The sequence below is a fragment of the Mesorhizobium sp. M7A.F.Ca.CA.004.04.2.1 genome, from assembly GCF_004022825.1.
In the GTDB taxonomy this organism is placed as follows: Bacteria; Pseudomonadota; Alphaproteobacteria; order Rhizobiales; family Rhizobiaceae; genus Mesorhizobium.
The window spans coordinates 1-7,491 of record NZ_RZPH01000191.1; the positions used below are offsets into that span (position 1 = coordinate 1).

General features: G+C 63.9%; 8 protein-coding genes. 5 read left to right on the forward strand and 3 right to left on the reverse strand.

The annotated features are described in order from the left end of the window. The 3 genes from EN893_RS11395 to EN893_RS11405 all read left to right on the forward strand — a co-directional run. Nucleotides 1-478, forward strand: a 478-nt coding sequence (locus EN893_RS11395; protein ID WP_128361544.1) for a DUF445 family protein, incomplete at its 5' end; no start/stop codon positions are given. A gap of 112 nt (nt 479-590) precedes the next feature. Beyond that, nucleotides 591-1,019, forward strand: coding sequence for a phasin family protein (locus EN893_RS11400; protein ID WP_127267529.1), 429 nt, complete (start codon nt 591-593; stop codon nt 1,017-1,019). Nucleotides 1,020-1,210: 191 nt separating this feature from the next. Then, entirely contained in the window at nt 1,211-1,708 is a 498-nt protein-coding gene (locus EN893_RS11405; RefSeq protein ID WP_127267530.1) for a MaoC family dehydratase, read from the forward strand. A gap of 39 nt (nt 1,709-1,747) precedes the next feature. Here EN893_RS11405 and EN893_RS11410 read toward each other — a convergent pair whose 3' ends face one another. Further along, the gene (locus EN893_RS11410) at nt 1,748-3,199 is read right to left on the reverse strand and encodes an MFS transporter (RefSeq protein ID WP_127267531.1); all 1,452 of its coding nucleotides are present in this window, start codon (nt 3,197-3,199) and stop codon (nt 1,748-1,750) included. Nucleotides 3,200-3,327: 128 nt separating this feature from the next. On the opposite strand from EN893_RS11410, the gene EN893_RS11415 reads away from it, so the two are divergent. Continuing rightward, on the forward strand, nt 3,328-4,221 hold the full coding sequence (locus tag EN893_RS11415) for a LysR family transcriptional regulator (RefSeq protein ID WP_127267532.1): 894 nt from the start codon (nt 3,328-3,330) through the stop codon (nt 4,219-4,221). 49 nt (nt 4,222-4,270) lie between these two features. Here EN893_RS11415 and cml read toward each other — a convergent pair whose 3' ends face one another. Both cml and EN893_RS11425 read right to left on the reverse strand, forming a co-directional pair. Beyond that, the gene (cml, locus tag EN893_RS11420; RefSeq protein ID WP_127267533.1) at nt 4,271-5,467 is read right to left on the reverse strand and encodes a CmlA/FloR family chloramphenicol efflux MFS transporter; all 1,197 of its coding nucleotides are present in this window, start codon (nt 5,465-5,467) and stop codon (nt 4,271-4,273) included. A gap of 213 nt (nt 5,468-5,680) precedes the next feature. Then, on the reverse strand, nt 5,681-7,090 hold the full coding sequence (locus EN893_RS11425) for a PLP-dependent aminotransferase family protein (protein WP_127273129.1): 1,410 nt from the start codon (nt 7,088-7,090) through the stop codon (nt 5,681-5,683). 104 nt (nt 7,091-7,194) lie between these two features. Here EN893_RS11425 and EN893_RS11430 point away from each other — a divergent pair. Further along, on the forward strand, nt 7,195-7,491 hold a 297-nt coding region (locus tag EN893_RS11430; protein ID WP_164900803.1), incomplete at its 3' end, for an EamA family transporter.

Genomic DNA, 7,491 nt, shown 5'->3' on the forward strand with positions numbered 1-7,491 from the left:
CTTCGCCCAAGGCTTCGTCGAGAAGCTGAGAACATCGAAGCAATACGCCAAACGGGCCGAGAAGCTGAAGCGCGACTTCCTGGCCCGGCCGGAGGTCAAGGGGTTGGCCGGCGAGATGTGGGCAAGCCTCAGCCAGTTCATCGAGCAGGACGCCAAGGCGCCGAATTCGGTTGTCCGCGCGCATCTTGCCAACATGTTCGTCGAGGTCGGTCGCCATCTTGCCGGCGATGCGCAGATCCGGGCCGACATGAACCAAGGGTTCGTGGTGGCTCTGGCGTCGTTCGTGGAGAGCCAGAAGGCCGGCGTGTCGACATTCATCGCCGACCAGGTCAAGCGCTGGGATCTTGCGCAGCTGACGCGGCTGATCGAGATGAACATCGGTCGGGACCTACAGTATATCCGCTTCAACGGCATGATCATCGGCGGGCTCGCCGGTGTCGTGCTCTATGTGGCCGAGCGGCTGTCCCTCGTGAATTGATGCGCGACCAGACTGGCGCTCACTCCTCCGTGTCCGAATGGACTCACGGCATGCGAGTGCTATTCTCCCGCCGAGGGTGCCCGCATCATGCGGCAAAGGGGAGCAAACGAGCATGGCGAAACAACCGGAATCCGATTCCTTCATGGACATGTTCGGCAGGTTCGGCCGCGACCTGAAGGTGCCCAATGTCGATGTCGAGGTGATCCTCGCCCATCACCGCAAGAACCTCGAAGCGCTGGAGAAATCGGCACGAGCCAGTGCCGCCGGCGCGACCTCGCTGTTGTCCAGGCAGCGCGAGATGCTGGAGGACACGCTGCGCGAGGTCACGGACATGGCGCAAAGCTACAGGGCGCCGGGCAATCCGCAGGAACTGATGACCAAACAGACGGAGTTTGCCAGAAAGTCTTTCGAAGTCGCATTGAAGAATGCGGGCGAAGTGGCTGAACTGGTCAAGAAATCCGGCGCCGAATCGGTCGACATCCTGCGCACGCGCATCAAGGAGGCGATGGAGGAAATCCGCGCCGGCTACGAGAAGAAGTAGCGGAAATGGCCGAGGCTGGCTCGTTGCTGCCAGCGGCCCCTGAAGCCTGGGAATCCCGTTTTAGCCTGCGACTGCGCTCGCGGCGTGGCACGATTGCGGCCGAAACCGGCGGAACGGATTCGCGCCGAGCGAATTGACAGAGGCCGTCAGTTCGTGGTCCGGAGGCTTTGGAAGCGATCGGGAAACCAGGAATGAACGAAATACGCCCTAAAGCGCCGCCGACCTACGAGCAGTTGAGGATGATGGCCGGGCAGGAGCTTGGCGTATCGGAGTGGACGACGGTCGACCAGAACCGCATCGACCAGTTCGCCGAATGCACCGGCGACCACCAATGGATCCATGTCGACCCTGAAAGGGCGCGGCGGCAAAGCCCGTTCCGCACGACGATTGCGCATGGCTATCTGACGCTGTCGATCATCGGCGCACTGGCGCTCGGCATGGGTATCGTGCCCGAGAACACCCAGGCTGCCTTCAATTATGGCTTCGACAAGGTGCGCTTCCTGGCGCCGGTCAAGGTCGGCGCGCGCATCAGGCTGCGCATCACGCTGCTGTCCATGGAGGACAGGGGTCCCGGCCAGTATCTCATGAAGGCAGCCAATACGGTCGAGATCGAAGGCGAGGAAAAGCCTGCCTTGACGGCTGAAACGCTGGTCATGCTCTATGAACGCCGCAAGCGGGCAGGCGCCTGAGCCTGTTTGGGAATTCTACTCTCTGAGCGGTGTGGCGCGTCACGAACCCCTGGATTCCGTGCGGCCTGCGGCGCGGGCAGAGAGCAGCGCGAGGACCAGCGCGATCAGCGCCAGCACTGTCGCCGTCTGAAATGTGACCTGCATCCCCCGGGCGGCCTCGGAACTCAGAAGACCAATGCTTTGGTGCTTTTCGGCCGATGCGACGGCGAATATGGCACCCATCAACGAGGCGCCGGTGATCAGCCCGAGATTGCGCGAAAGGTTGAGCAGGCCGGAGACGACGCCGCGCTGGCCGGCACTGATGCCGGCCATGACGGCTGCATTGTTGGATGTCTGGAACAGCGCGTAGCCGATGCAGGTGACGGTGATCGGAACGACATAGCCGGCAATGCCGAGCGTCACCATGGCGAGCGACAGCAGGAACGTGCCTGTCGTGAGGCTGAGCAGGCCGGCGACCATCATCTTGTGGGCGCCGAAGCGATCGGTCAGGCGTCCAGCCACCAGCGCCGACAGGGCCGAGACAAGCGGCCCGGTCGACAGCACGAGGCCGACCATTGCGGCATCGAGCCCAAGTCCTCGCGAAAGATAGAACGGGGCAACCACCAAAGTCGCCATCATTACCGTCGCGACAACGAGGCTCATGGCGAGGCTGGCGCTCAGTTGGAAGTCGCGGAAGCTGGCAAGCTGGATCAAGGGGTTTTTCACACTCGCCTGCGCGGCGGCGAAAAGAAAAACACCGATGCCGGCAGCGACCAGCAGGCCGACGTTGAGCGGTCCGAAATTGCCTCTGCCAAGCGTCATGGCCAGCGCATAGGCGGCCAATGTCAGGGCCAGCAGGGCAGTGCCCATGACATCGAACGTGCCTCGGTCGAGCCGCGCGGTTTTATTGCGTGCCGGCAAGGCACGCCAGGCGAGAGCGAAGGTGAGCACACCCAGCGGGACATTGACGAGGAAGATCGCGCGCCAGCCAAAGCCGGCGATCAAAAGGCCGCCGAGCGAGGGGCCAAGTGTCGTGCCGATCGCGGACATGGCGCCGAGCAGGCCCATGGCGCTGCCAATTCTGTCTTTGGTCACGGTTTCGGCGACAAAGGCCAGCGTCAGCGCCATCATCAGCGCCGCGCCAAGTCCCTGCACGGCGCGTGCGGCGATCAGCAGCCACAGCGTCGGCGCCAGGCCGCAGAGCACCGATGCCGATGTGAACAGCGCGATGCCGCCAAGCAGCAACGGCCGGCGTCCAAACATGTCGGCCAGCCGGCCGGCGCTGACGATCAGTGTGGTGATGGCGAGCAGATAGGCCAGAACAACCCATTGCACGGACTGGAACGTCGCGCCGAAATTCTGCATCAGCGACGGCAGCCCGACGCTGGCAATGCTGGTTCCCAGCGACGACAGCAGCGTGGCGAGCGACAGGCTTGCCAACGCCCAGCCGGCGGATTGCATCCGTGGTGGCGCCGATGTCAGCCCGTCCCGATTTTGCTCAGCGATTGCCACGGCGATCTCCTTCCATCAGTCCCACAACCGGAACTGCTGGAGATCTAGTTCCTTGGCCAATGTGGCGGAAGGCGCAGCATTTGCATCTTATTCGTGCGTTTGGCGCCATATGATGCCATGATCTGCCGATGACATCACCCGATCTCAACTTATTGTTCGCTCTCGACATCCTGCTGACCGAAGGCAGCGTGGCGCGTGCCGCCAGCCGCCTGCGCCTCAGCCCCTCGGCGATGAGCCGGACGCTGGCGCGGCTGCGCGAGGCTACGGGCGATCCGCTGCTGGTTCGCGCCGGTCGCGGCCTGGTGGCGACGCCGCGTGCGGAAGAACTGCGACAACAGGTGGGCCGTGTCGTCCAGGATGCGGAGGCGCTGCTGCGCCCTGCCACCTTGCTCGATCTCCCGAGCCTGGACAGGGTCTTCACGCTGCGCACCAATGAGAGCTTCGTCGAAGAATTCGCACCTCGTCTCGTTGCCCGTATCCAGGCCGATGCGCCCGGCGTGCGGCTGCGCTTTGCGCCGAAGTCCGATAGAGACGTCATGTCGCTGCGCGACGCGGCGATCGACCTGGACATAGGCGTCGCTGGCGAGACCGGACCGGAGGTGCGCATCCAGGCATTGCTTCGCGACTGCTTCATCGGCGCCGTGCGAATGGGCCATCCGTTGAGCGAGGGCACGGTGACGCCAGAGCGCTATGCGGCAGGCCGGCACATCAGCGTTTCACGGCGTGGCCGCGAGAAAGGGCCGATCGACGAGGCCCTGAACCGGCTCGGGCTGCAGCGGACAGTCGTGTGCATGGTTTCCGGTTTCTCGGCAGCCCTTGCCATGGCCCGCACATCAGACCTGATCGCAAGCGTTCCGGAGCGGCATACCGAGGGTGCACGCACCGGCATGCACAGTTTTCCCCTGCCGGTTGCCACCGCCGAGGTCACCATCTCCATGCTCTGGCATCCGCGCCTCGATGCCGATCCGGCGCAACGCTGGTTGCGCGACCGCGTGCGGGAGGTCTGCGCGGCGTCGCGCTGACAACGATGAGAAGCCTGCGCCAACCGCCCAGGCTTCTCATCTGTCCCGTCTATTCGGTTTGGCGTTTCTGCAAATGCCTCAGTGCGCCTAGTGTGAGCGTCGCCATGACCGAACAGTAGCCCACCAGCGGCCACGCCGTGTCTCCATCAAGCAGGATGACGAACAGCGTGCCGAGGATGCCGACGACAAGGCTCTGGATGCAGAAGTAGAGCGCGACGGCGGTTCCCGCGACATCGCCGAACGCCTCGAGCGCACCGTTCGCGGTGACTGAGACAGTGAAGACGATACCCGCGGCAACGACCCACATCGGTAAGACGAATGTCGCGAAGGACGGCGCCGCGAACAGTTGCCCGGCCGCAAGCAGAGCCGCGCCGAGCAGCAACATCGCCATACCTCTGATAGCACTGCCCGCGACGCCCCAACGTGCAATGAACTTTTTGGCGAAGCGGGTGGTCACGATCATCACCAGCGCCGCGGTGGCGAAGGCCAGGCTGAAACCGAGCTGTGAAAAGCCGGCGCGGTCCATGAGCACCCGCGGCGCCGTCGAAAAGAACACGAAGAAGGCGCCCATGGCGGCACTGAAGCCGAGCGTGTACGCCCAGAAGGCGAAGCTGGAGAGAATGGGACGAAACGCCATTCGCCTGTCGTTGCCATTGGTAGGTCGTGTTTCATGCCATCTCGGCCATGCATTGAGGGTGGCGGCTACCGCCAGACCGCCGAGCGTCAGGAAGATCGCGCGCCAGCCGAGATTGTCGGCGATCAACGCACCGGCAATCGGCCCTAACGCCGGCACGAAGGCCAGCATCGAACTGAACAGGCCGTAGATGACGGCACTTTCAGGCCTCTGCGCATAGACGTCGCGAACCGTTGCAAAGGTCGCAACGAGAACGGCGGATGCACCGATGGCCTGCACGACCCGCAAGGCGACGAACACCATGGCCAGCGAGGTGCAGGCGAGCAGGGCGGAAGCGCCTGCAAACAAAAGCGCGCCGCCGATCAGCACCGGACGCCTGCCGATCCTGTCGGAAATCGGGCCGAAGACGATTTGGCCGAGCCCAAGGCAGATCATGTAGAGGCTCAGTGTCAGTTGGATGACATCGGGCGATGTCTTGAGGATCTCCGGCATCGCCGGGACAATCGGGAGGTAGATGTCCATGGCCAGCGAGGCCAGGATGTCGAAGGGCGCCATCAGCACCATGGCTGCTGGCAGGGAAGTGGTCCATGTCGGGTTTTTTGGAAAAGGCATGATTGAACATCCGCTCAAATGGCTACATTTGGCGGCGATCTGCCGTTCGCACTGAAGATGGGAAATGACGGGCCGCCGCAACAACGAAGTGCTGTTGCGGCCTACTTGTCTGCTGACTTGCTGGTTCCCATAGTCGTTATCCCGGATCGCGCGGATATTCTCTCGACGCGCAGATCCGTCCCTTAGCAGCCGGAGGTTGTCCAGGCAACAGGATCAGCTTGGTCGCGCCATCGCTGCCTCGATCACCCTGAAAATCCGCTCGTCCGTGCATTGGGCGACGTTGAAGCGCAGGAAGCGGCTGGCCGTTCCAGACAGGCTGAATGCGTTGCCGGGCGCCAGCACGATATTGTCGGCCAGAGCGCGGCGGGCCACTTCGGCCGCATCGACGCCATCCGGCAGACTGCACCACAGGAACAGGCCGGCCGGCTGGTCGATCCAGGGTGAGATGCCGATCGCCTTCAGGCGGGCGCCCGTCTCGCCCATGGCGCGCGCAAGCCGTGCGCGCAGCAAATCCATGTGCTTCCGGTAACTGCCGTCTTTGAGCAGCGTCAGCACCAATTCGGCCGCAAGCCGGCCGCCGCCAAAGGTGGTGGCGATCTTCAGGTCGGTCAGGGGCTCGATCCAGTCGCGGGGGGCTGCGATGAAGCCGCAGCGAACCGACGCCGACAGCGTCTTGGAGAAGCTGCCGATGTGGACGACGCGGTTCAGACCATCGAACGCCGCCAGCCTGGGGGCGGGCGCATGTTCAAAATCGGCGAAGATGTCGTCTTCGACGATAGTCAATTCCGACTGGTCGGCGAGCTTGAGCAGCCGATGGGCGGTGACTGGCGACAGCACCGCGCCGGTCGGGTTGTGGATGGCGGAATTGGTGATGTAGAGGCGCGGCCGATGCTCGGCCAGCGCCTGCGCGAACAGATCGATGTCCGGCCCCGACGGCGTGTAGGGAACGCTGACGACCTTGGCTCGGTGGGCGCGCAACAAAGCATGGAAGTTGAAGTAGCAGGGGTCGTCGACCAGCACGGTGTCGCCGGGCTCGATCAGGAACCGGCACAACAGGTCGATGGCCTGCGTGCCTGATTCCGTCAGCATGATCTGCTCGGGAGAGGCCTCGATGCCGTGCCCGGCCATACGCCGCGCCAGCAATTGCCGCAGCGGCGGCAGGCCGAGCGGCGTGCCGTAATCGGCCAGTGCGACATCGTCGGCACGCGCTACCGTGCGCAGTGCCCGGCGCAGACCGGCCTGCGGCATCCACGAGGCCGGCAGCCAGCCGCAGCCGGGTTTCAGCATGTCGTCGCCGGCCTCCAGGGACTGGCGTGAGATCCAGAGTGGATCGACCGCGCGGTCGAGGCGGGGGCCGATTTCGGCCAGCGACAGCGGCGCCAGCGATCCGGCGGCATAGAATCCGGAGCCCGGCCGCGAGCGGATCGTCCCTTCGGCGGCGAGCCGCTCATAGGCTTCGACCACGGTGGATTTGGACACTCGCATGGATTTGGCAAAGGCGCGGATCGACGGCAATTGCGCTCCCGGCGTCAGGCTGCGCGCCGCGATCCGCTGGCGGATCGTCGCCATGACACCTTCGACCAGCGTTCCGCTGCTCTCGCTTCCTGTGGTCTGTTTGTCCATCCGTACTGCTCTGCCAAGCATGACAGTTTTGCATAATTGTACCGCATTGTCTCTGGCGATACCACCGGCTCCGCGCGATACGGAGCCGACAAACGGAGCATACGATGGACAAGACCGCGAGCGGCTGGATGAATGGATTCATCGGCGTGTTGATCTTCAGCGGCTCCCTGCCGGCAACGCGCGTGGCGGTCAGGGATTTCGATCCGACATTCCTGACGTCGGCCCGGGCGGCGATTGCCGGCCTGCTTGGCCTGGCGCTGCTGCTTCTGTTTCGGCAGAAACGCCCGGAGCGCGGCGATCTGCTGTCGCTGGTGATCGTCGCACTTGGCGTGGTTGTCGGGTTTCCCCTGCTGACCGCGTTGGCGCTCAAGCACGTCACCACGGCCCATTCCATCATCTTC